Raw genomic sequence first — 21348 nt, 5'->3', positions numbered from 1 at the left:
ATTGGCGCAGCGGTAGCGCGCTTCCCTGACACGGAAGAGGTCACTGGTTCGATCCCAGTATCGCCCACAGACAAACCCCCGGCCTCCCGGGGGTTTTTTTTTTGCCCGGAGCTGATCGCGCACCTCGGTGCGCGGTGTCAGGGACGGAGCCTGGGCCGCCGCAGCGCCCGCTCCGTCGACAGCCAGACACCGTAATCGGGCTTCTCCAGGGTGCCGCCGAACACCGACGCGTGGGCCACCGGTTGGCGCCCGGCTTCCAGGTGCGGCCGCAGTCCCCTGCCCCAGCCGGCCGCGAGATAGGCGGGGATGTGCCCGCAGGTCTCCGTGACATCGCCGAACCGCAGATCGACGCGCACCGCATGGGCGTCGACGGGGTTGCCGGGTTCGGGCCGCAGGATGGCCAGGATCGGCGCATCGGCGGCACCCGAGTCTTTCCAGGCCGACACGACACGGTGAATGCCGGCGTAGTAATGGGATTCGCCGACGATCTCCTGCAGCCCGTCGATCGGATAGAAGACCGTCTCCGTGATCGGCACGGGCTCGTAGGTTCGGTGCCTTCGCTTCGCGGCACCGAGGGACACCATCGACACGTGTGACGCGACGAAGTCCACGACAAACCAAGCGGGTCTGGCTCCGGGCCGCCGCCCGATCTTCCGGTCGAAATCGTTCACTGTGCTCCCTGCCCTGCCCTGCTCTGATCCTCCCAAGGCGTCGCTACCGTGCGCACCGCCCAATTGGAGGGGCAGCGTCGTGCGGCCGCACCGGTGCGGCGTCATCCGTACTGGGGATGGCGGCGCGGGCGCGGGTCCGCCAGTCTCGAGGTGGAGGTCCATCGATGGAACTGTTCGTGGTGGTCGCACTGTCCCTGCTCGTGATCATCGGCATCGCCGCCTGGCGCATCCGGGTGGCCGGCCGGTCGGTCGGCCGGTCGGCCGGGGCCGACGTTCCCCGTCGCCGCGCCTCCGATGCCGTGCCCGCGCCCACTCCGCGGGCTGCTCCCGCCCCCGCCGTGTCCGCGAACACACGCCCGGGGATGGCTTTGAGCCGATATCTGCCGCCGCAGGACTGGGCGAGACTGCTCGTAGCCGACGCCGGGGGACTGCCCACTCTGTTCCTGCAGCCGCACGGCGGGGAGCTGTGGCTGACCGAGCCGACGACGGGCCTGCTCGTGAGCATCAGCAATGTGCACCTGCGCGGCCTGGGGATCTGGACCATCTGGCTGCGCAACGTCGATTCGCGCATCATCGTCGCCCGCGAAGGCCTGATCCAGCCCGGAGCGATGGTCTCCCTGGTGCGTGAGCCCGGGCATCCGGCTGCCGGCGGCGCCGTTTCCGTGCACTCGTCCAGCGGACGCAGGGTCGGCCAGGTCAGCCCCCGGATCGCCGCGGGGCTGGCCGACCTGATCGACACCGGCACCGTTCTGCACGCGGTCGCTGTCGCCTTCGACCCGAAGCCGGGTGCGGACCGGCCGGGCCTGATCAAGGTTCTGGCGGCGCCGCCGGCAACCATCGAGCACCTGTTCCGGCGGCTGCCGCGCGCCGCCACGATCGCGCTGAACGACCGGGACGCCGTCCTGTCCGGGCCCTGGGGGTCGAAGGCTTCTCCTCCGCCGCTAAAGTTGGAGAGGTTCGCACACAACTGAGGAGTTACACACGTGGTTGACGGCTTTGAGCTTTTCACCGACCGGTCCGTTGTCGCAATGCGCGTCAACGGCGAGCTCAGGGACCTCGCCGCAACGGTGACGCCGACGGATGCCGTCGAGCCCGTCACCCTGTCGTCCGCCGACGGCCTCAACATCCTTCGGCACTCGGCCGCACACGTGCTCGCGCAGGCCGTGCAGACCGTGAACCCGGCCGCCCGGCTCGGCATCGGCCCGCCCGTCACCGACGGTTTCTACTACGACTTCGACGTCGCCGAACCGTTCACCCCGGATGACATCAAGTCGCTCGAGAAGGCCATGGACCGGATCATCCGCCAGGGCCAGCGGTTCGTGCGCCGGGTCGTCACCGCCGACGAGGCCAGGGCTGAGCTGGCCGCCGAGCCGTACAAGCTCGAACTGATCGGGCTCAAGGGCGCCGCTCCCAGCGGGGACGACGCGCGCGCCGAGCTGGGAGCCGACAACGAGTCCGTCGAGGTCGGCGGCGCCGAACTGACCATCTACGACAACGTCGACCCGAAGACGGGGGAGACCGTGTGGAAGGACCTCTGCCGCGGTCCCCACCTGCCCAACACGCGCATGATCGGCAACGGCTACTCGCTCACCCGGCTGGCCGCCGCCTATTGGCGCGGCTCGGAGAAGAACCCGCAGCTGCAGCGGATCTACGGCACGGCCTGGCCCACCAAGGACGAGCTGCGTGCCTACCAGGCCCGCCAGGAAGAGGCCGCCAAGCGGGACCACCGCAAGCTCGGCGCCGAACTGGACCTGTTCAGCTTCCCGGAGGAGATCGGCTCCGGCCTGCCCGTCTTCCATCCCAGGGGCGGCATCATCCGCCAGGAGATGGAGAACTACTCCCGCAAGCGCCACGCCGAGGCCGGGTACGACTTCGTCTACACGCCGCACATCACCAAGTCGAATCTGTTCGAAACCTCCGGGCACCTCGACTGGTACTCCGACGGCATGTTCCCGCCGATGAAGCTCGACGCCGAATACGACGCCGACGGGCACATGACCCGCCAGGGCGTCGACTACTACCTCAAGCCGATGAACTGCCCGTTCCACAACCTCATCTTCCGCTCCAGCGGCCGCAGCTACCGCGACCTGCCGATGCGGCTGTTCGAGTTCGGCTCGGTCTACCGCTACGAGAAATCCGGCGTGGTGCACGGCCTCACCCGGGTGCGCGGGATGACCCAGGACGACGCCCACATCTACACCACGAAGGAGGGGATGAAGGAGGAACTCACTTCCACCCTGAACTTCGTGTTGAAACTCCTCGCCGACTACGGTCTCGAGGACTACTACCTCGAGCTCTCCACCAAGGACCCGAAGAAGTTCGTGGGCAGCGACGAAGCCTGGGACGAGGCCACCCAGACTCTCGCCGAGGTCGCCGAGGCATCCGGGCTGGAACTCGTCTCCGACCCGGGCGGAGCGGCCTTCTACGGCCCGAAGATCTCGGTGCAGGCGCGGGACGCGATCGGCCGCACCTGGCAGATGTCGACCATCCAGCTGGACTTCAACCTGCCGGAGCGGTTCGACCTCGAGTACACGGCGCCCGATGGCTCCCGCCAGCGCCCGGTGATGATCCACCGTGCCCTGTTCGGCTCGATCGAACGGTTCTTCGCGGTGCTCACCGAGCACTACGCCGGGGCGTTCCCGGTCTGGTTGTCCCCGGTGCAGGTCGTCGGCATCCCCGTCTCCGAGCAGTACGGGCCCTACCTCGATGAGATCATCGGCCGGCTCAAGGCGGCAGGCGTGCGCGCCCAGGTCGACCACTCCGACGACCGGATGCAGAAGAAGATCCGCAACCACACCAAGGCCAAGGTGCCCTTCCAGCTGATCGTGGGGGAGGAGGACCAGGCCAACGGCGCGGTCAGCTTCCGCTTCCGCGACGGCAGCCAGGACAACGGTGTTCCGATCGACGAGGCGATCACCCGCATCGTCGCCGCGATCGAGACCCGCGCCCAGGTCACCGGCCAGGGGCAGAGCTAGATGGTCCCCGGAAACGACGACGTCGGCACCGGCGCAGCCGGCACCGCCGCGACCGCCGACGACCGGTTCGAGGGGATCGAGCACTCGTCCGACTTCGCTGCGGTACCGGATGCCTTCCAGCGGCTGTGGACGCCGCACCGCCTGGTCTACATCCAGGACGGCCAGCAGCCGGACGAATCCGACTGCCCGTTCTGCCGCGCCCCCGAGATGACCGACGAGAAGGCCCTGATCGTGGCGCGTGGGAAGCATGCCTACGTGCTGCTCAACCTGTTCCCGTACAACAGCGGGCACCTGCTCGTCTGCCCGTACCGGCACATTGCGACGTATGACGAGGCGACGCCCGAGGAGGTCGCCGAAATCGGTAGCCTGACCCAGGTGGCGATGCGCGTGCTCACCGAGGTATCCCACTGTGACGGCTTCAACATCGGCATGAACCAGGGCCGGGTCGCGGGTGCGGGCATCGCGGAACACCTGCACCAGCACATCGTGCCGCGTTGGGCCCTCGACTCGAACTTCTTCCCGATCATCGCCAGGACGAAGGCCGTTCCCCGGCTGCTCGGCGAGGTGCGGCGCGAGGTCGCCGACGGCTGGCCGAAAGACGAGAACTAGCTCCACCTTCACGCTCCGCGCGACACTTCGTCGTGCGAAACCCACAAGACGCAAGGAATAGAATCAAGGCTATGACTGAAACCACTTCCGCCGAGCAGTTTGGGTCGAGCCGCGTCAAGCGCGGACTCGCCGACATGATGAAGGGCGGCGTCATCATGGACGTCGTCAACGCCGAGCAGGCCCGGATCGCCGAGGATGCCGGTGCCGTCGCCGTCATGGCCCTCGAGCGCGTGCCGGCCGACATCCGTTCCCAGGGTGGTGTCGCCCGGATGAGCGACCCCGACCTGATCGACAGCATCATCGCCGAGGTCTCCATCCCGGTGATGGCGAAGGCCCGGATCGGCCACTTCGTCGAGGCCCAGGTGCTGCAGGCCCTGAACGTCGACTACATCGACGAGTCAGAGGTGCTGAGCCCGGCCGACTACGTCAACCACATCGACAAGTGGAACTTCACGGTTCCGTTTGTCTGCGGCGCGACCAACCTGGGTGAGGCGCTGCGCCGCATCACCGAGGGTGCCGCGATGATCCGCTCGAAGGGCGAAGCCGGCACCGGCGATGTCTCCGAGGCCATGAAGCACATCCGCACCATCAAGGGTGAGATCGCCCGCCTCTCGTCGCTGAGCAAGGACGAGCTGTACGTCGCCGCCAAGGAGCTGCAGGCCCCGTACGAGCTCGTCGCCGAGATCGCCTCCACCGGCAAGCTCCCCGTCGTGCTGTTCGTCGCCGGCGGCGTGGCCACCCCGGCCGACGCGGCGATGATGATGCAGATGGGCGCGGACGGCGTGTTCGTCGGCTCCGGCATCTTCAAGTCGGGCAACCCGCAGGCCCGCGCCAACGCCATCGTCAAGGCCGTCACGTTCTACGACGACCCCAGCGTCATCGCCGCCGTCTCGCGCGGCCTCGGCGAAGCCATGGTGGGCATCAACGTGTCCGACCTGGCCGCACCGCACCGCCTCTCCGAGCGCGGCTGGTAGTCCGCAGTTCGTGAGCGTTGGAGTCCTCGCCCTCCAGGGTGACTTCCGTGAGCATGCCGCGCTCCTCCGGGGGCTCGGCGCGGAGGTCGAACTCGTTCGCCGCCCGGAGGAACTGGACCGCATCAGCGGCCTGGTGATCCCGGGCGGCGAGTCCAGCGTGATGGACAAACTGGCGCGCGCGTTCGGCCTGGCCGAGCCGCTCCGGGCCGGGATCCAGGCGGGATTGCCCGTCTTCGGCACCTGCGCCGGCCTGATCATGCTCGCCGACACCGTCCTCGACGCCATCCGCGGCCAGGAAAGCCTCGGCGGGCTTGACATCGCGGTGCGCCGCAATGCCTTCGGCTCCCAGACGGCGTCGTTCGAAACCGACCTCGACGTTCCCGTTCTCGGCGCCGACCCGGTGCACGCGGTCTTCATCCGCGCGCCCGTCGTCGAGACCGTCGGGCCGCGGGCCAGGGCGCTGGCCGGCCTCGCCGACGGCCGCTGCGTCGCCGTCGAACAGGGGAACCTGCTCGGCACCTCCTTCCACCCCGAGATCACGGGCGAGCACCGGTTCCACCAGTACTTCCTGGGCACGGTCGCGCGGGTCGGCTTCCGTGGCTGAGGTCCGCCCGTGACGCGCTTCGTCGCGCTGCTGCGCGGCATCAACGTCAACGGCATCACGATCGCGATGAACGACCTCCGCGACACGTTCGAGGAACTCGGCCACACCGGCGTGCGCACCGTCCTCGCCAGCGGCAATGTGCTCTTCGACACCGACCAGACGGATGCCCCTGCCATCAAGGCGCGGATCGAGCGTGCCCTCGGCGACAGGTTCGGCTACGACGCGTGGATCGTGCTCGTCGACACCGGCAGCCTGGCCCGGGTGGTGCGGGACTACCCGTTCGATCCCGGCCGGGAGGGCTGGCATCCGTACGTGGTCTTCGGCTCTGAACCGGCCGTGCTCGACGAGCTCGCCTCGGCGGCGTCCGGGCTGGACCCGGCCATCGAACAGGCGGCGCCCGGACACGGGGTGCTCTACTGGCAGGTGCTCCGCAGCGTCGGAATCACGAGCCCGTTCAGCAAGGTCACCGGGAAGGCGAGATACCGGACGACGACGACGACCCGCAACCTGCGCACCCTGGACAAGCTGCTCGCCGCGCCACCGGCCGGGTGAGACGGCGCCCCACCGGGCGCCTCGGGTTAGAATGAGCAGCACCCCATCGGTGCGACGACCAGGCAGCAGTGCGGCCGGCGGCAGCAGGCCGGCACCGATCCGAAGCCAAGCGAGACAAACGGGAGATTCATGTCCGGACATTCCAAGTGGGCGACAACGAAGCACCAGAAGGCGGTCACCGACTCTCGTCGGGCCAAGGCCTTCGCCAAGTTGATCAAGAACATCGAGGTCGCGGCGCGGATGGGCGGCATCGACCTGTCCGGCAACCCGACCCTGGTCGACGCGATCCAGAAGGCCAAGAAGACCTCGGTTCCGAATGAGAACATCGACCGCGCGGTCAAGCGCGGCGGCGGACTCACCGGCGAGGCCGTCGACTACTCCACCATCATGTACGAGGGCTACGCCGCCCACGGCGTCGCCATCATGATCGAGTGCCTCACCGACAACAAGAACCGCGCCGCGGCCGAGGTGCGCACCACGGTCACCCGCAACGGCGGCAACATGGCCGACCCGGGCAGCGTCGCCTACAACTTCCACCGTAAGGGCGTCGTCGTCGTCGCCAAGGGCAACAACGTCACCGAGGACGACGTGCTCGCCGCGGTCCTGGATGCCGGCGCGGAGGAGGTCATCGACGAGGGCGACAAGTTCGAGGTCCTCAGCGAGGTGCACGATCTCGTCGCCACCCGCACCGCGCTGCAGAGCGCGGGAATCGACTACGATTCCGCCGACGTCGCGTTCATCCCGCAGCTCAAGGTCGAGGTCGACGCGGAGACCGCCCGCAAGGTGTTCCGGCTGATCGACGCGCTTGAGGAACTCGACGACGTGCAGAACATCTACAGCAACTACGACGTGTCGGCCGAGGTCATGGCGGAGCTCGAAGCCGAAAACGAGTAGCGGCCGATGAGTGTCCGGGTGCTCGGCATCGACCCCGGGCTCACCCGCTGCGGTGTGGGCGTCGTCGACGTGGCGGGAAACCGCACCGCGACCCTCGTCGACGTCACCGTGCTGCGGAGCGCCCCCGACCTGCCGCTGGAACAGAGGCTGCTCCTGATCAGCCGGGGACTCGAGGAGATGCTCGACCGGCACAAGCCCGCCTTCGTCGCGATCGAGCGGGTGTTCGCCCAGAACAACGTGCGCACCGTGATGGGAACCGCCCAGATCAGCGGTGTCGCCCTGCTGCTCGCGGCCCAGCGCGGCCTGCCGGTGACGCTGCACACCCCGAGCGAGGTCAAGGCCGCGATCACCGGCTACGGCTCGGCCGACAAGGCCCAGGTCGGGGCCATGGTCGCCCGCGTGCTCGGCCTCACCGAGGTGCCCAAACCCGCGGATGCCGCCGATGCCCTCGCCCTCGCGATCTGCCATGCCTGGCGCACCGGGATCTCCGGCGGAACCCTGCCCGCCGCCCCCGGCGGACCGGCCGGCAGCCTGACCCCGGCCCAGCGGGCGTGGCGCGCCGCCGAACGAAGCTCGGTGTCGCCCGTGCCCCGTAGTCTGAAGCGGTGATCTCCTCCGTACGTGGCCTCGTCCTCTCCGCCCTCGGTTCCATGGTCGTGATCGAGGTCGGGGGAGTGGGCCTGGCCATCCAGGTCACCCCCACCACTGCGCTGTCGCTCCGCACGGGCACCGAGGCGCGCCTGGCCACCACCCTGATCGTGCGGGAAGACTCGCTCACCCTCTACGGCTTCCCCGGCGTCGACGAACTCGCGGTCTTCGAACTGCTGGTCGGTGTGACCGGGGTCGGCCCCAAGTCCGCCCTCGGCGTGCTGGCCGTGCTCACCCCCAACCAGATCGCCCAGGCGGTCGCAGCCGAAGACGACGGCGTCTTCCGCAAGGTCAGCGGCATCGGGCCGAAGACCGCCAAGCTCATCGTGCTGTCCCTGGCCGGCAAGCTCGCTGCCACCACCGTCGCATCCGCGCCCGGCCGCCCGGTCGCCAGCACCGCCGCGGCGGGCGTGCAGGCCGCGCTGATCGGTCTGGGCTGGTCGGAGCGGGTGGCCGCGCAGGCGGTCGAGGAGACCCTCGCCGAAGCCGCCGACCCTGACCAGGTCGGTGTGGCCAGCCTGCTCCGCCTCGTCCTGGCCCGCCTCGGCCCCGCCCAGCAGGCATCGGAGCGCCGCTCATGACCACCAATCCCGCGACCAACCCCGGCCTGGCCGGCGACCCCGGCGTCGAAGTGACCAACCCGGTGCTCGAAGGCGAGGCGGAACTCGCCTTCGAGGGTGCCCTGCGCCCTCGCAGCCTGGGCGAGTTCGTCGGCCAGCACAAGGTGCGCGGTCAGTTGCAGCTCCTGCTCACCGCCGCGACCATGCAGAACCGCACACCCGACCACATCCTGCTGGCCGGCCCGCCCGGGCTGGGCAAGACCACCCTGGCCATGATCATCGCCTACGAGGGCAACCGGCCCCTCCGGATGTCCAGCGGCCCGGCCATCCAGCACGCCGGCGACCTGGCCGCGGTGCTGTCCTCCCTGGTGCCGGGCGAGGTCCTCTTCATCGATGAGATCCACCGGATGGCACGGTCCGCCGAGGAGATGCTCTACCTGGCGATGGAAGACTTCCGGATCGACATCATGGTCGGCAAGGGAGCGGGCGCCACGTCCATCCCGCTCGACCTTGCGCCGTTCACCCTGGTCGGCGCCACGACGAGGTCCGGCCTGTTGCCGAACCCTCTCCGGGATCGCTTCGGCTTCACCGCGCACCTCGAGTTCTACGCGGAGTCGGAACTGGAACAGGTGCTCGGCCGCGCCGCCGCGCTGCTCGACCTCCCGATCGGCCGGGACGCCCTGGCGGAGATCGCCGGGCGCTGCCGTGGCACCCCGCGAATCGCCAATCGCCTGCTCCGCCGGGTGCGCGACTACGCCCTCGTGCACGGGGGAGACGCCGACCTGGCCGCCGTGCATGCGGCGCTGGAACTCTACGACGTGGACCAGATCGGCTTGGACCGGCTCGACCGCGAGGTCATGCAGATCATCCTGACCCGTTTTGGGGGTGGGCCGGTCGGGTTGAACACCCTGGCCGTGTCGGTCGGTGAGGAGTCGGAGACGATCGAAGCGGTCGTCGAGCCGTTCCTGGTGCGGATAGGCTTCCTCACGCGCACCCCGCGTGGGCGCGTGGCCACTCCGGCGGCCTGGCGGCACTTCGGTCTCGTCGATCCGCTGGGCGCCGCGCCTCCGGTCGCCCTCACCCTGGATGACCTATAATTCGAGTTGGCTCGCCACGAGCCGCTCGCGCACGCTTCGGCCACCGCGCCGCAACCGGAAGGTTTCACAGTTTTATGGATCCGTTGACTCTTGTCATGCTCGCCGTTCTGGCCGTGCTTGTCTTCTTCATGTTCCGCAATGGCCGCAAGCGCCAGAAGGACCAGGCAGCACTGCAGTCCCAGATGGTGGCAGGCGCCGAGGTCATGACCAACTTCGGCATGTACGGCACCATCCTGTCAATCGATGAGGAAGCCAACAAGGTCGCCCTCGAGATCGCCCCCGGCACCGTCGTGCACCTGCACCGCCAGACCATCGCGCGCGTCGTCGAGCCCATCGTGGCCGAGACCGAGTCCGAGGCTGAGCCTGTCCCGACCGTCCAGCTGAACAAGGACGACGCGATCGTCATGGGCGAACCCGAGTTCGGCCAGCGCGTCACCGACGCAGAATCCGACGAAGAGCCCAAAAAGGGCGACGCGTAACCAACCCCTCTCCATGCCCGCGCCATCGGCGCGGGCATGTGATTAGAAAGCTGAGTTTCAAGGTGGCAAAGTCGACTCCGGTCAAGAAGGCCTGGCGTTCCCTGACCTGGCTGGGTGTGATCATCGTCGGTCTCATCGCCCTCAACAGCGCCGGCGTCCTCACCGGAGGCGGTTCCTGGGCCCCCAAGCTGGCCCTGGACCTCGAGGGCGGCACGCAGATCATCCTCGCGCCGAAGCTCGAGTCCGGTCAGTCCGTCTCCCAGGAACAGTTGAACCAGGCCGTGTCGATCATCCGGCAGCGGATCGACTCCGCGGGTGTCTCCGAAGCGGAGATCAACACCCAGGGCGGCCAAAACATCGTCGTGTCCATCCCCGGGATCCCCGATGATGCGACGATCAACCGGATCGAATCCTCGGCGAAGCTCGAATTCCGCCCGGTTCTCGTCGCGGCGGCACCCTCGGCGGCCAGCGTCGGCGGCGCCGGCACCTCCAGTGCGACCCCGTCGCCCACGGTCGACCCGAACCTCTCCAGCACGCCCACCGCGGTCCCGACCAACGGCAGCGACCTCAGCTACGTCACGCCGGCCCTGCAGGCCCGGTACGACGCGTTCGACTGCAGCAAGATCGACACCTCCAATGTGGCGCCGGCCAAGGAACCACTCGTCACCTGCGAGTCCGACGGGTCGGTCAAGTACATCCTCGGCCCGGTCGAGGTCAGCGGCCAGAACGTCTCCAACGCCACCAACGGCCAGAAGACCACCCAGAGCGGCGCCACCACCGGCGAATGGGTCGTCAACATCGCCTTCGACGGCACCGGAACCACGGACTTCGCCACGGTCAGCACCCGCCTCAGCGGGCTGACGGGCGTGCAGAACCAGTTCGCCATCGTGCTCGACGGCAAGGTCATCTCCGCTCCCCGCACGCTGGCCGTGATCACCGACGGCAACGCGCAGATCAGCGGAAACTTCACCCAGGCTTCCTCCAAGACGCTCGCCGACCAGCTCAAGTTCGGCGCCCTGCCGATCAGCTTCACCGTGCAGAGCCAGGACACCATCTCGGCCACCCTCGGCTCGACCCAGCTCGCTAGCGGCCTGATCGCCGGCCTGATCGGCCTGATCCTCGTCGTGCTGTACTCGCTCGTGCAGTACCGGCTGCTCGGGCTGGTCACGGTGGCCTCGCTGACGGTGGCGGCACTGATCACCTACCTGCTGATCACGATCCTGTCCTGGCGGCAGGGCTACCGCCTCTCCCTCGCCGGCGTCGCCGGGTTGATCGTCGCCATCGGCATCACCGCCGACTCGTTCATCGTCTACTTCGAACGGGTGCGCGACGAACTGCGCGACGGCCGCGGACTCGAGTCCGCGGTCGAGGCCGGCTGGAAGCGGGCCCTCCGCACCGTGCTGGCGTCGGATGCCGTGAACTTCCTCGCCGCCGGTGTGCTCTTCATCGTCGCCGTCGGCAACGTGAAGGGCTTCGCCCTCACCCTCGGCCTCACGACGATCGTCGACGTCGCCGTCGTGATGCTCTTCACCCACCCGATGCTCCAACTGCTCGCCCAGACCCGGTTCTTCAACGAGGGCCACCGGTTCTCCGGGCTCGACCCGCGGGCACTCGGCGCCACCTACCGGGGCAGGGCCAAGTTCGCTCCCTCCCCGCAGTTGCCGTCCGGCAAGCTGGCCTCGGCCAGCCGCGAGGCCGCGAAGCGTCAAACCATCGCCGAGCGCAAGGCGGCAGAACTCGTCGGTTCCAGTACGGATCGGTCGACCGACGGGAAGGATTCCTAATGGCCAGCTTCTCCCAGTTCGGCAACGACCTGCACACCGGCAAGCGTTCGTTCAACATCGTCGGACGACGCAAGACCTGGTACACGGTCGCGGCGGTGATGATCCTGATCGCCCTCGTGGTGCCGCAGCTCCGCGGCGGTTTCGTCTTCGGCATCGAGTTCACCGGCGGCTCCGAATTCGTGGTGTCGGATGTGCCCAAGCAGGATCAGACGATCGCAGCCAGGGCCGTGAACAGCGTCGTGCCCTCCGCCGTGCCCAAGGTGTCCGATGTCAGCACCACCGGCATCCGGGTTCAGACCGACCAGCTCAGCAGCGAGGCCACCCGTTCGGTGCGCAACGCCCTGGCTGACGCGTACGGTGTGCCGGCCGACAAGGTGACGGCATCCTTCATCGGCCCGTCCTGGGGTGCGGACATCACCGGCCAGGCCCTTCGCGGCCTCATCATCTTCCTGGTGCTCGCCGCCATCGGAATGGCGCTGTACTTCCGCACCTGGAAGATGTCGCTGGCGGCCATGGTCGCCCTGCTGCACGACCTGGTCATCACCGCGGGGTTCTACGGCATCACGGGTTTCGAGATCACCCCGGCCGCCGTCATCGGCTTCCTCACCATCCTCGGCTACTCCCTCTACGACACGGTCGTGGTGTTCGACAAGATCAGGGAGAACACGAGGCAGGACGGACCGGAATCACGGCGCACCTTCGCCGAGTCGGTGAACCTCGCCGTCAACCAGACGCTCGTGCGGTCGATCAACACCTCGATCGTCGCCGTGCTGCCGGTCGGCTCGATCCTCTTCATCGGCGCGTTCGTGCTCGGGGCCGGAACCCTGAGGGACATCTCCCTCGCCCTCCTGATCGGGATCATCGCCGGGGCCTACTCGACCATCTTCATCGCCTCGCCGCTCTACGCTCAGCTGCGCACCCGCGAACCCGATGTGCGCAAGCGGGACAAGAAGGCGCTGCTCATGCGCGCCAAGGCCGGATCCGCCTCCAGGGTGGAAGTCTCCGTGTGAACCGCGCCCCCGCGCCGGTCATCGGGGCTGCCCGACTTCCGGTAACCTGATTCAACTCCGCGAGGGGCGATAATTGGGTGAGGAAGTGAGGTGACGCGATGACCGAGATAACGACTCCACCTGCCTCGGCGTCGTCGGCGGCTTTGCCGCCTGCCTCCCTCCGCCGCCTGGTGCCCCGGATATTCTCCCGGGCCCAGCCGGCCGGCGCGGTCGACACCCTGTTGAAGACCGTGCGGATGCACCACCCCAAGGTGGACCTGTCGATCATCGAACGCGCCTATGCCGCCGCCGAAGGTGCCCACGAAGGCCAGTTCCGCCGGAGCGGCGAACCGTACATCACCCATCCGGTCGCGGTCGCCCAGATCCTCGCCGACCTCGGCATCGGTCCCAAGACCGTCGCGGCGGCGCTCCTCCACGACACCGTCGAGGACACCGAGTACACGCTCGACCAGCTTCGCTCCGACTTCGGCGACGAGATCACGATGCTCGTCGACGGTGTGACCAAGCTCGACAAGGTCAAGTACGGCGACAGCACCCAGGCCGAGACCGTGCGCAAGATGATCGTGGCGATGTCCAAGGACATCCGTGTCCTCATCATCAAGCTCGCCGACCGGCTCCACAACGCGCGCACCTGGGGTTTCGTGCCGGCGGAGTCCGCGGTGCGCAAGGCGACCGAGACGCTGGAGATCTACGCCCCGCTCGCGCACCGGCTGGGCATCCAGACGATCAAGTGGGAACTCGAAGACCTCTCCTTCGCTGTGCTCTATCCCAAGCTCTACGCCGAGATCGAGAGCCTGGTCAAGCAGCGCACCCCGCAGCGGGAAGAGTTCGTGCAGCACGTCATCGACGCCATCGTCGACGACCTCAAGGCCGCCCGGATCAGGGGCAAGGTCGCCGGCCGGCCGAAGCAGTACTACTCGATCTACCAGAAGATGGTGGTGCGCGGCCGCGAGTTCGACGAGATCTACGACCTTGTCGGCATCCGTGTGCTCGTCAACTCGGTGCGCGACTGTTACGCCGTGCTCGGGGCCATCCACGCCAGGTGGACGCCGCTGCCCGGCCGGTTCAAGGACTACATCGCCACCCCGAAGTTCAACCTGTACCAGTCGTTGCACACCACGGTGCTCGGGCCGAGCGGCCGCGCGGTCGAGATCCAGATCCGCACCCAGGAGATGCACCAGCGCGCGGAGTTCGGCGTCGCCTCGCACTGGAAGTACAAGGAGCAGACCACCGGGAAGAGCTCGGGACCCGGCCCGCAGAGCGACACCGACATGGCCTGGCTCGCGCACATCTCGGACTGGCAGGCTGAGACCGCCGACCCCGGCGAATTCCTCGACTCCCTCCGCTACGAGATCGGCGCCAAGGAGGTCTACGTCTTCACCCCGAAGGGACGGGTGATCGGGTTGCCGACCGGCGCGACCCCAGTGGACTTCGCCTACGCCGTGCACACCGAGGTCGGCCACCGCACCATGGGCGCCAAGGTGAACGGCCGGCTCGTACCCCTGGAGAGCCCGCTGATCACGGGCGACGTGGTCGAGGTCTTCACGTCGAAGAACCCCGACTCCGGTCCGAGCAAGGACTGGCTCAACTTCGTCAAGAGCCCGCGCGCCCGCAACAAGATCCGCCAGTGGTTCACCAAGGAACGCCGCGACGAGGCCATCGAGCAGGGCAGGGACGCCATCGCGCGCGCGATGCGGAAGCAGAACCTTCCGCTGCAGAAGCTGATGAACCAGGACTCGTTCGCCGAGGTCGCCGCGGTGATGAAGTACGAAGACGTGTCGGCGCTCTACGCCGCCGTCGGCGAGGGTCACGTCTCCACCCAGTCCGTGCTCGAGAAGGTCGTCGCCACGCTGCAGAGCGTGGAGGAGAGCGACGCGACCGATCTCCCGTTCGCCCCGCACGGCAGAACCCAGACCCTCCGGAACAGCGACTCCGGAATCCTCGTTCGCGGCGCCCCCGACATCCTGGTCAAGCTTGCGCGCTGTTGCACCCCCGTTCCCGGTGATAAGGTCGTCGGCTTCATCACCCGCGGGGCCGGGGTGTCGGTGCACCAGGCCGGTTGCCGCAACGTGCAGTCCCTGCTCAAGGAACCCGAGCGGATGATCGACGTGGACTGGGCTCCGACCTCGAAGAGCCTGTTCCTGGTTCAAATCCAGATCGAGGCGCTCGATCGGTCGGGTCTCCTCTCGGACGTGACCCGGGTGCTCTCCGAACACCACGTGAACATCCTGTCGGCCACCGTGCACACCTCGAGCGACCGCCTCGCGATCAGCCGGTTCGTCTTCGAGATGGGGGATACCACCCACCTCGACCGCGTGCTCAACGCGGTTCGCCGGATCGACGCCGTCTACGACGTCTACCGGGTCAACGACGGCTGACGGCAGCCCTCGGCCGCTGCGAGACGCCCCAGTGCGAGGCTCCGAAAGGGAACGTAGGCCCGGTCGCAGCGCCCCAGCGCCTGCTCGGCTCCGCCCGGCCCGCAGAGCCTGAGCAGCGCGCCGATCAGCGGGACGACGTCGACGTCGGGGTCCGGCCAGCGGGCGAGGTCGACCACCGTGCGGAGGGGCCGGGTGACCCGGAGGCCGGTGATCGAGGCCGTGTCCGTCGGCGGGCAGGTCACCTCGCGCAGGATCAGCCTGGCCGAGGGCTGCAGATGCACCCTGGCGCCCACGTCCACGCAGAACTGATGGCGGCGAGGCTCCGCTGCGAGCCCGAGGATCCAGGCCGCGGTGAGGCGTTCAGCGATCGCCCTCGGCGGCACGAGGAGCGCCGCAGCCTGCGCCCGCGTGTCGGGGGCGTCAAGCTCGTCGACCGGGCACCAGAAATCGCCGAGGGTGAACAGCTCACCGTCCAGCCGGGCGCTGCACAGCTCGGCGACGGGCAGGTCACGGCCGGAGAGAACGGAACGCAACCTGGTCGTCATCCGCCCAGAGTGCGGCCGCCGCGGGCGGCCGGAAAAGCGAAACGGGGATCTGTGGACAGATCCCCGTTTTCACTGCTGTGGACGAACCGGGCGCCCCGGCGCGGCCCTACTGGCCGATGGCCTTCAACCACGCCTTGCGGGTCTCCAGGGCCTCGGTCGCCGCGGCGATGGCTGCGGCATCCTTCCCGGCCTTCGCCTCGTCCAGCTCAGACTCGAGCTTGGCAATGGCGTCGTGCAGTTGGCCGGCGAGACCCTCGGCACGGGCCTTCGTCTCCGGGTTGTTGCGCTTCCAGTGGTCGTCGTCGAGCTTGCGCACGGCGGCCTCGACCTTGCGCATGCGATCTTCGACAACCTTCACCGAGTCGCGCGGAACCTTGCCGAGCGCGTCCCAGCGGCGCTGGATCGAGCTGAGGGCCGTGCGGGCACTGGTGCGGTCGGTCTCGGTGAGCAGCAGCTCGGCCTCGGTCAGCAATTCGAGCTTCTGGGCCAGGTTGCCCGCGAACTCCTCGTTGTCCTGGGCGTCGATCTCGCTCTTGACCGAGTAGAGCACGTCGCCGGCGGCCTTGAACTTGGCCCACATGGCGTCGTCCTGCTTCTTGCCGCTGCGCCCGGCTGACTTCCAGTCGTCGAGCAGGGTGCGGTAGACGGGGATGCCGTCGGCGCCCTTCGGGGCAAGCGCCTCGGCCTGCTCGATCAGCTGCTGCTTGCGGTTGCGCACGTCCTTGTGGGCGCTGTCCAGCTCGGCGAAGAACGCCTTGCGGTTCTGTTCGATCGTGGTGCGCGCGGCACGGAACCGCTTCCACAGGTCGTTGGCCTCGCCCTTGGGGATGCGGGGTGCGTCGTGCTGGTGCGCCTGCCACTTCGCGAAGAGCGCCTCCAGTGCGGCGCTGGTCTGCTTCCACTGCGTCTTGGCCGGGTCCTCGGCGGCAAGCGCCTCGGCCTCGGCCACGATGGCGGCACGCTCGGCGACGGCCGCGGCGGCCGCTGCCTTCGTCTCCGCGCCCTGCTGCTCGGTGAGTTCGGTGACGGCGCCGCCCAGGGCGCCGAGGCGAGCCGCGAGGGCAGCGAGGTTGCCGACGGCGTTCGCGCCGGCCACAGCCTCGGTCAGGTGCGCGACGGACTTCGCGATGTCTGCCGCGGGAGCGCCGCCCTTGGCGCGCTGTTCGAGGAGCGTGACTTGTCCGTTGAGCTCAACGTACTTGCGCTCGAAGTAGGCCAGGGCCTCTTCCGGGGTAGCGTCCGGGTACTGTCCGACGGCACGTTCGCCGGTCGCCTCGCGCACGTAAACCGTGCCGGATTCGTCTACGCGACCCCATGGTTGCTGATCTGTCGTAGTCAAGAGCCTCACCTTTAAATGTCGTTGTCTGCCCACGAATGAGCCAATACCCGGTCAAGCCTATTGCAAGGCCGACCGCTGTTCGCCTGAAACTACTTAACTGATACCTGAGTGATGGTCGTCGGGACGACGGGCTTGCCGTCCGTGGCACCGCCCTCCACCCCGGCGGCCACGATCTCGGCCTTCACCCGGTCGAGTCCGCTGGTGACCCGGCCGAGCACGGTGTAGCCGCCGACGGCGTCCGCCGGGATGGTCGTGTCGTCATAGACGATGAAGAACTGGCTGCCCATGCTGTAGGCGTTCCCGCCCTGGCGGGCCATGGCGATGGTGCCGGCCGGGTAGACGCTGTCGGCGGGGGCGTTCTCGACCGGTCCGTAGCTGTAGCCGGGACCGCCCGTGCCGTCGCCCTTGGGGTCGCCGCACTGCAGCACGGAGAATCCGCCGGTGGTGAGCCGGTGGCAGGACACCCCCGTATAGAAACCGGATTTGACCAGGCTGATCATCGACGACACGGCCTGCGGGGCCGCGGCGCCGTCGAGTTCGATCCCGAGGGGGATGGAGTTGAGGTCCATCGTCCCGGTCCAGCTGCGGCCCTCCGCGAGCGTGCTGGGGGGCACGTCGCCCGTGTTCGCCCCGGCGGCAGCGGTCGGTGTGGCACTGGGCGTGGCCGCGGCCGATGCGGACGGCGCGGGGGTGCCCGGTCCGCCGTTGAAGAAGAAGACCTGCGCGAGGATGGCGAGCACGATCACGACGGTGACCCCGGCACCGGCCAGCACGTTGTCGCGCACGCGCCGCTTCTCCTGGTGTTCGTGCACGGCACGCCGCGCCTGGTACGCCCGGACGCGGGACCTGGCCTCGCGGGTTTCGCGGTCTTGCTTCTTGTTCGGTGCCACGTCGAATCCTCCAGGGGCTGCCACAGGGGCCAGGTCAGACAGGGAAAATCGGGCCGCGCGCGCGGGCCCGGACCACGTTGAACTCTACGCCAGCATCGTTCGGCGCCCGTCCAGCCGCGCGGGCGGCCACCGATGCCTGATCGGCCCCGTCACCGGCACAAACTACGCTGGACTCATGGTCGATGTTCAACCGGGACTGCGCAGCGGCGCAACCCCTCTCGCGGTGCGGATGCGCCCGACCTCGCTGGCCGAGGTCGCCGGGCAGCGGCACCTGCTCACCCCGGGCTCCCCGCTGGTCAGCCTTGCCAGCGACAAGACGGGGGAGCAGGGCTCCGTCTCCGTCATCCTCTGGGGTCCGCCCGGAACCGGCAAGACCACCCTGGCCCAGGCGATCGCCCACAGTTCCGGCCGCCGGTTCGTCGAACTCTCCGCAGTGAACGCCGGGGTGCGCGACGTGCGCCAGGTGATGGAGGAGGCCCGCACCAGCCGGGACCTGTACGGCCTGTCGACCGTCCTGTTCCTCGACGAGATCCACCGGTTCAGCAAGGCCCAGCAGGACGCGCTGCTGCCCGGGGTCGAGAACGGCGTGATCATCCTCGTCGCCGCGACCACCGAGAACCCGTCGTTCTCGGTGATCTCCCCGCTGCTGTCCCGGTCGCTGCTGCTCACGCTCGAAACCTTGAGCGACGACGACCTCGGCATCGTCGTCGACCGGGCCGTCACCGACCCACGCGGCCTCGCCGGGCGGTTCACCCTCGACCCGGATGCCAGGGCCATGATCATCCGCCTCGCCTCCGGCGACGCCCGGCGGGCGCTGACGGCGCTGGAGGCGGCATCCGTCTCCGCGGCCACCGCGGTCGAACCCGGCTCCGACGAGCCGGCGCTGATCACCACCGAGATCGTCTCGCTGGCCGTGGACCGGGCGCTGCTGCGCTACGACCGCAACGGCGACGAGCACTACGACATCATCAGCGCCTTCATCAAATCCGTGCGCGGTTCGGATGTCGACGCCTCCCTGCACTACCTTGCCCGCATGATCGAGGCAGGGGAGGACCCCCGCTTCATCGCGCGCCGGATCATCGTGCTCGCGTCGGAGGACATCGGCATGGCCGACCCGCAGGCCCTGGTCATCGCGGTGGCCGCCGCCGACGCGGTGCAGCTGATCGGCATGCCGGAGGGTCGCATCCCGCTCGCCCAGGCCGTGGTGCACTTGGCCACCGCCCCGAAATCCAACGCCGCCTATCTGGCGCTGGACAAAGCCATCGCCGACGTGCGGGCCGGCAAGACCGGCCGGGTGCCGAAGCCCCTTCGCGACGCCCACTACGGCGGGGCGAAACGGCTGGGCCATGGCAAGGGCTACAGGTACCCCCACGACGACGCCCTCGGCGTGCTCGCCCAGCAGTACCCGCCCGACGAGCTCAGGTCGGTCCAGTACTATGAACCCACCGAACACGGCAACGAGCGAGAGGTGTCCGCCCGGCTCGCGAAACTCCGCCGGATCATCCGCGGCCAGTAGCACACGGGCAGGCAGCAGGCCGCAGGCGGGAGCGCACGGGGAAGTCCCGCTGTGGTAACCTGTTCAGGCCTACAACCGGTTCGGCATGCGGCTGCGTCCGAACCCACGTTGAGGGGATTCCTCTATAGCCGAGGATCCCGTGGCACCACCCCTCTGATCTCCCATGACGCCCGGCGTTCTCCTTCGAGAGCGCCAGCGCCCTGGATTCCCCGTTCTGTTTGCAGTTCCATCGAAAGGACACCGTGTCTACCAAGTCACGTACCCGCAGTAAGACCCGCCTCTCGCGGGCACTGGGCATCGCCCTGACCCCCAAGGCCGCGCGCTACCTCGAGAAGCGTCCTTACGCTCCGGGCGAGCACGGCCGCACCAAGCGCAAGACGGACTCCGACTACGCGGTGCGCCTTCGCGAAAAGCAGCGCTTACGTGCCCAGTACGGCATCCGCGAGGCACAGCTCAAGATCGCCTTCGAAGAGGCACGTCGCGCCCAGGGCCTGACCGGTGAAAACCTGGTCGAGATCCTCGAGACCCGTCTCGACGCCCTCCTCGTGCGTTCGGCCATCGCCCGCACCACCGCGCAGGCCCGCCAGATGGTTGTGCACCGTCACATCCTGATCGACGGCCAGCTCGTCGACCGGCCCTCCTTCCGCGTGAAGCCGGGTCAGCTCATCCACGTCAAGCCCAAGAGCGAAGGCATGGAGCCGTTCCAGGTTGCCGCTGCCGGCGGTCACGTCGACGTGCTCCCGAAGCTGCCGCCGTACCTCGAGGTCGAGATCGACAAGCTGCAGGCGCGCCTCGTGCGCCGCCCGAAGCGCATCGAAATCCCCGTGACCTGTGAAGTCCAGCTCGTCGTGGAGTACTACGCGGCCCGCTAGGTCCCGATTCAGCCGCATCGCCGCCGCGCGGTGCATCTGAACTACGCTGGAGAGCGGATCATCCTTCGGGGTGGTCCGCTCTTTGGTTTTTGTCCCGCCGTGCCCTGCGGCGCCTCGTCGCATGCCGAATCTGGAATGGATGGTTGTCAATGTCAGGTGGGGATATCGCCGGACTGATCGCGGCCGCCGTGTTCGCGGTACTTGTCGGCGTGCTCGCGGTTCCACTCGTGAAACTGGGCCGCGTCTTCGACGAGACGACCGCGGCCATCCGTGAGTTGAGCCGGAACGTCACGCCGATCCTCGAGGAAACGACCACCACCATCCAGGAGACGAACAAGCAACTGGCCAGGGTGGACACCATCACCGGCAATGTGGCGGATGTCACCGGCAACGTCTCCGCGCTGGTCGCACTGGTCGCGGCGACCGTCGGCGGTCCGCTGGTCAAGCTGGCCGGGTTCTCGGCCGGTGTGCGCGCCGCCTTCCTGGCCGCCCGGCCGTCCGGCGCCCGTCGTCGGCGCAGGTAGGCCCGGGTCGGCTACGCTGGAAAGGTGCCGGTCGAGTCTGGGATTCGCCGGCCTGTCCGTGTTCGACGGCGTGACCGACCCGCAACTGCCGTCCTACGCATGTCCCACCCCGCATCCGGGTCTCCGCAATCAGGGTCTCCACACACCTCAGGGAGCATTGTCATGAAGAACTTCATCTGGTTCGTCGTCGGCGTCGGCGTCGGACTTGTCATATCCCGCGAAGCCAGCAAGACGCGCCAGGGCAAGCAGTTCTTCAGCGACCTCGACACGAAGGCCCGCGAATTCGGCGAAGCCATCTCCGAGGGCTATCGCAAGCGCGAGGCCGAACTGCGCGACGCGATCGGCGATGCCGGCGCAGGAGCGACCGACGTCGCCGCCGACGCGGGTAACGCCATCGGAAACCTGGCCAAGCCGTAGGCTGCCCACC

22 protein-coding genes are annotated in these 21348 nt (G+C 68.4%); 18 read left to right on the top strand and 4 right to left on the bottom strand.

The features are described from left to right. Positions 1-137: 137 nt before the first annotated feature. A complete protein-coding gene (locus E3O48_RS14270; protein WP_134539782.1) occupies positions 138-671 on the bottom strand; it encodes a hypothetical protein in 534 nt (177 codons plus the stop codon). Positions 672-835: 164 nt separating this feature from the next. On the opposite strand from E3O48_RS14270, the gene E3O48_RS14265 reads away from it, so the two are divergent. The 14 genes from E3O48_RS14265 (at position 836) to E3O48_RS14200 (ending at position 15235) form a co-directional block, all read left to right on the top strand. Then, positions 836-1642, top strand: a complete 807-nt coding sequence (locus E3O48_RS14265) for an HIRAN domain-containing protein (RefSeq protein WP_134539780.1) — start codon at positions 836-838, stop codon at positions 1640-1642. A 57-nt stretch (positions 1643-1699) separates the two neighbouring features. Continuing rightward, the gene (gene thrS / locus E3O48_RS14260; RefSeq protein ID WP_241982551.1) at positions 1700-3646 is read left to right on the top strand and encodes a threonine--tRNA ligase; all 1947 of its coding nucleotides are present in this window, start codon (positions 1700-1702) and stop codon (positions 3644-3646) included. Next, complete coding sequence (locus E3O48_RS14255) at positions 3647-4255, top strand: HIT domain-containing protein (RefSeq protein WP_134539777.1); 609 nt, start codon at positions 3647-3649, stop codon at positions 4253-4255. It begins immediately after the preceding gene. Positions 4256-4326: 71 nt separating this feature from the next. After that, the gene (gene pdxS / locus E3O48_RS14250) at positions 4327-5229 is read left to right on the top strand and encodes a pyridoxal 5'-phosphate synthase lyase subunit PdxS (RefSeq protein ID WP_134509284.1); all 903 of its coding nucleotides are present in this window, start codon (positions 4327-4329) and stop codon (positions 5227-5229) included. Positions 5230-5239: 10 nt separating this feature from the next. After that, entirely contained in the window at positions 5240-5833 is a 594-nt protein-coding gene (gene pdxT / locus E3O48_RS14245; RefSeq protein ID WP_134509282.1) for a pyridoxal 5'-phosphate synthase glutaminase subunit PdxT, read from the top strand. Between the two features lie 9 nt (positions 5834-5842). Then, complete coding sequence (locus E3O48_RS14240; protein WP_134539775.1) at positions 5843-6385, top strand: DUF1697 domain-containing protein; 543 nt, start codon at positions 5843-5845, stop codon at positions 6383-6385. A 129-nt stretch (positions 6386-6514) separates the two neighbouring features. Continuing rightward, the gene (locus tag E3O48_RS14235; RefSeq protein ID WP_134539773.1) at positions 6515-7279 is read left to right on the top strand and encodes a YebC/PmpR family DNA-binding transcriptional regulator; all 765 of its coding nucleotides are present in this window, start codon (positions 6515-6517) and stop codon (positions 7277-7279) included. A gap of 6 nt (positions 7280-7285) precedes the next feature. Further along, positions 7286-7888: a crossover junction endodeoxyribonuclease RuvC gene (gene ruvC, locus E3O48_RS14230; RefSeq protein WP_134509276.1), complete on the top strand. Its 603-nt coding sequence runs from the start codon at positions 7286-7288 to the stop codon at positions 7886-7888. Continuing rightward, positions 7885-8508, top strand: a complete 624-nt coding sequence (gene ruvA / locus E3O48_RS14225) for a Holliday junction branch migration protein RuvA (RefSeq protein ID WP_134539771.1) — start codon at positions 7885-7887, stop codon at positions 8506-8508. Before ruvC ends, ruvA begins: the two co-directional genes overlap by 4 nt. After that, positions 8505-9584: a Holliday junction branch migration DNA helicase RuvB gene (gene ruvB / locus E3O48_RS14220; protein ID WP_134539769.1), complete on the top strand. Its 1080-nt coding sequence runs from the start codon at positions 8505-8507 to the stop codon at positions 9582-9584. Before ruvA ends, ruvB begins: the two co-directional genes overlap by 4 nt. Positions 9585-9658: 74 nt before the next feature. After that, positions 9659-10063: a preprotein translocase subunit YajC gene (yajC, locus tag E3O48_RS14215; protein WP_134539767.1), complete on the top strand. Its 405-nt coding sequence runs from the start codon at positions 9659-9661 to the stop codon at positions 10061-10063. A 62-nt stretch (positions 10064-10125) separates the two neighbouring features. Then, a complete protein-coding gene (gene secD / locus E3O48_RS14210; RefSeq protein WP_134539765.1) occupies positions 10126-11847 on the top strand; it encodes a protein translocase subunit SecD in 1722 nt (573 codons plus the stop codon). Then, positions 11847-12857 (top strand): protein translocase subunit SecF, encoded by a 1011-nt coding sequence (gene secF, locus E3O48_RS14205; RefSeq protein ID WP_134539763.1) that lies wholly within the window; start codon positions 11847-11849, stop codon positions 12855-12857. The genes secD and secF overlap by 1 nt, the downstream gene beginning before the upstream one ends. Positions 12858-12955: 98 nt before the next feature. After that, positions 12956-15235: a bifunctional (p)ppGpp synthetase/guanosine-3',5'-bis(diphosphate) 3'-pyrophosphohydrolase gene (locus E3O48_RS14200; RefSeq protein ID WP_134539762.1), complete on the top strand. Its 2280-nt coding sequence runs from the start codon at positions 12956-12958 to the stop codon at positions 15233-15235. On the opposite strand, the gene E3O48_RS14195 is transcribed toward E3O48_RS14200, so the two are convergent. The 3 genes from E3O48_RS14195 to E3O48_RS14185 all read right to left on the bottom strand — a co-directional run bounded on the left by E3O48_RS14195 (position 15214) and on the right by E3O48_RS14185 (position 18009). Then, entirely contained in the window at positions 15214-15780 is a 567-nt protein-coding gene (locus E3O48_RS14195) for a hypothetical protein (protein WP_134539760.1), read from the bottom strand. The genes E3O48_RS14200 and E3O48_RS14195 overlap by 22 nt on opposite strands. A gap of 106 nt (positions 15781-15886) precedes the next feature. Then, positions 15887-17119, bottom strand: coding sequence for a DUF349 domain-containing protein (locus E3O48_RS14190; protein WP_134539758.1), 1233 nt, complete (start codon positions 17117-17119; stop codon positions 15887-15889). Between the two features lie 89 nt (positions 17120-17208). Further along, entirely contained in the window at positions 17209-18009 is an 801-nt protein-coding gene (locus E3O48_RS14185) for a peptidylprolyl isomerase (RefSeq protein WP_134539756.1), read from the bottom strand. Between the two features lie 175 nt (positions 18010-18184). On the opposite strand from E3O48_RS14185, the gene E3O48_RS14180 reads away from it, so the two are divergent. From E3O48_RS14180 to E3O48_RS14165, 4 genes are all read left to right on the top strand, one after another. Continuing rightward, complete coding sequence (locus E3O48_RS14180) at positions 18185-19525, top strand: replication-associated recombination protein A (protein ID WP_134539754.1); 1341 nt, start codon at positions 18185-18187, stop codon at positions 19523-19525. A 242-nt stretch (positions 19526-19767) separates the two neighbouring features. Next, positions 19768-20397, top strand: a complete 630-nt coding sequence (rpsD, locus tag E3O48_RS14175; protein ID WP_134509254.1) for a 30S ribosomal protein S4 — start codon at positions 19768-19770, stop codon at positions 20395-20397. Between the two features lie 149 nt (positions 20398-20546). Next, on the top strand, positions 20547-20921 hold the full coding sequence (locus E3O48_RS14170) for a DUF948 domain-containing protein (protein ID WP_134539752.1): 375 nt from the start codon (positions 20547-20549) through the stop codon (positions 20919-20921). A 162-nt stretch (positions 20922-21083) separates the two neighbouring features. Beyond that, complete coding sequence (locus E3O48_RS14165) at positions 21084-21338, top strand: hypothetical protein (RefSeq protein WP_174774811.1); 255 nt, start codon at positions 21084-21086, stop codon at positions 21336-21338. Positions 21339-21348: the final 10 nt, after the last annotated feature.

It is taken from the genome of Cryobacterium sp. HLT2-28 (assembly GCF_004402495.1).
Lineage (GTDB): Bacteria > Actinomycetota > Actinomycetes > Actinomycetales > Microbacteriaceae > Cryobacterium > Cryobacterium mannosilyticum.
Note: the sequence above shows the minus strand (reverse complement) of the source record. Positions and strands in the feature narration are given on the sequence as shown.